Here is a 2,481-nt window from a genome sequence, read left to right on the forward strand (position 1 = left end):
TGTAACTGCTAAACTAAATTGAACAGTTTCCGCCAGATAAGATTGAACACTTTTCTTCCATAATATAAACCTGCTAAGCTATAATATTTCTTTTGAATTATTGTTTAGCTGGGGGATTGAAAGGTGGAAAAGTTAGTCTTGTATGTTCAAATTCATCAATTAAAGGAACAAGGATTTTCTATATCGGCTATTGCCAGGAAGTTAGATTTGGCAAGAAATACTGTCTATAAATATTTGGAGATGACTCCGGAGGAAATATCAGAATGGCTGCCTACTCTATCAAGCCGCAAGAAGAAGCTAGATCCTGTCCGAGATTGGATCATCAGTTGGCTGAAGGAACATCCCGATTTATCTTCGTCACAGGTAGAGGACTGGTTAAAAGAGAAGCACCCTGGAATAAAGGTTGCAGGAAGTACCGTACGATCTTATGTAAGTGAAATAAGAGAAATGTATTATATTCCGAAAGAATTACATACTCGTATGCATGAGGCTGTCGAAGAGTTGCCGATGGGGCAACAGGTGCAGGTGGACTGGGGTGAAATCACTGTTAAGCATATAGATGGCAAGGATACGAAGCTTTATTTTATCACCTTTGTCCTTTCACATTCCCGGTATAAATATGTGGAATGGTTGGACAGACCCTTCACTACTCGTGATACGATACGATGTCATGAACAGGCATTTCATTATTTTGGTGGCATGCCGGAAGAAATAGTATATGACCAGGATCATCTCATAACGGTGAGCGAGAACGCAGGGGACATCATTTTAACAGGAGAATTCCAAGCGTACAAACAAGAGAGGGGTTTTCGTATCTATCTATGTCGTAAGAGCGATCCTCAAAGTAAAGGGAAAGTTGAAAATGTCGTGAAGTATGTCAAATATAATTTCGCCAAGCATCGGGTATTTCAAAATCTTGAAACATGGAATGAACAATGTCTGAAATGGCTGGAGAGAACGGGGAATTATAATGTTCACTATACAACGAAAAAGAGACCGGCAGAAGTGCACGCCCTCGAAAAGCAACACTTAAGACCAGTCTCATCCCTGCTCTCTTTCGAGAGCAACCTAGAAGCAAGTATATCAAGAACTGTCCATAAGGACAACGTTATTAAATATAAATCCAACCGGTATTCCCTCCCCTTGGGAACCTATCGCCCTAAGGGAGACAACACGGTGTTTATCGAGATCATTGAAAAAGATCTTATCATCAGGGCAACCCCGAAGGGAGAGATTCTAGCCACCCATCGCTTGAGCCAAGGAAAAGGAGAATTGATTAAAAACAGGCATCATTCGAGGGATCGGTCAAAAGGAATACAAGCCTATAAAGAAACACTTATCCGTCAATTCAAGGACCAAGAGAAAGCCGGCCAGTTCCTGCATGAGATTGGAATTCGGTATCCTAGGTATATACGTGACCAGCTTCAAATCATCCAGCATACAATCACAAGCTTCCGTCCCGAAGTAGAACAAGCATTAGACACCTGTTTCAAAGAACAACTCTGGAGTGCAAACGATCTTCGAGACATTGCACAGCACCTTATACGGGTGAAGGGAAATAACTCCGCATTAGCCCACGGTACAAACGAAATTAAAGTGGATTCCTCCGTTTTAACAGCCACTGTACAAACCAGGGATATGGGTGAATATATCAGTATATTGGAGGGATTGGGCTCATGACAGGTTCGGTACAGATGATGCAGGAACAATTCCGTCATTTGCGAATGACGGAAACCGCCAGTGAACTGCCTGCCATTCTTAGAAAGGCAGAGCAGTCCTCATGGACTTATCAGGAATTTTTACAGGAATTAATTGTTCATGAATTGAAAAGACGGGAAGAAAAAAGTGTAGAAAAGAGATTGAAGTGGGCCAAGTTTCCTTATCATAAGACCTTGGAAGAGTTTCATCTGAATGAACAACAATCTTTAAGTACACGGCAGCTAAACCAGTTAAAAGAACTCAACTGGCTGGAGCAACAATATAATCTCATCTTAATGGGACCGCCAGGTGTAGGCAAGACTCACATAGCAATTGGGTTGGGAATCGAAGCTATACAAAAAGGCTTCAAGGTTACTTTTTCAACAATGGGTGAACTGGTACACCTATTAAAGACCTATGAATACATTCGTAAATCCCAGACCCAGTTAAAAAGGCTGAAAGAATCTGATTTGGTTATCATTGACGATTTAATGTACATGGCGATGGATCAACGAGAAGCCAATCTATTTTTTCATTTGGTTAATGAGTTATATGAGCGAAGCTCTATTATTCTGACCTCAAATAAAGGGCCAGAACAATGGGGAGAATTAATGGGTGACCAAGGAATCACTACGGCTATTTTGGATCGGCTGCTTCAGCGAGTAGAAGTAATCAGATTAAATGGGGATAGTTATAGAATTAAACACAGAACTACCATTTTTGGAGAGAAAAGTGTTCAAAATTAATTAGCAAAAAGTGTTCAAAACAACTTGACGGTTACAC

General features: G+C 40.8%; 2 protein-coding genes. Both read left to right on the plus strand.

From position 1 onward, the window contains the following. Window positions 1-123: 123 nt before the first annotated feature. Complete coding sequence (gene istA / locus LQ216_RS20185) at window positions 124-1,680, plus strand: IS21 family transposase (RefSeq protein WP_230131445.1); 1,557 nt, start codon at window positions 124-126, stop codon at window positions 1,678-1,680. After that, the gene (gene istB / locus LQ216_RS20190) at window positions 1,677-2,444 is read left to right on the plus strand and encodes an IS21-like element helper ATPase IstB (protein ID WP_230131447.1); all 768 of its coding nucleotides are present in this window, start codon (window positions 1,677-1,679) and stop codon (window positions 2,442-2,444) included. The genes istA and istB overlap by 4 nt, the downstream gene beginning before the upstream one ends. Window positions 2,445-2,481 lie beyond the last annotated feature (37 nt).

The organism is Bacillus sp. CECT 9360, from assembly GCF_918741275.1.
GTDB lineage: Bacteria > Bacillota > Bacilli > Bacillales > DSM-1321 > Peribacillus.

Bases quoted from the DNA above. Each gene is read 5' to 3' on its own strand.
- istB (WP_230131447.1), top strand. From the start codon at position 1,677: ATGACAGGTTCGGTACAGATGATGCAGGAACAATTCCGTCATTTGCGA.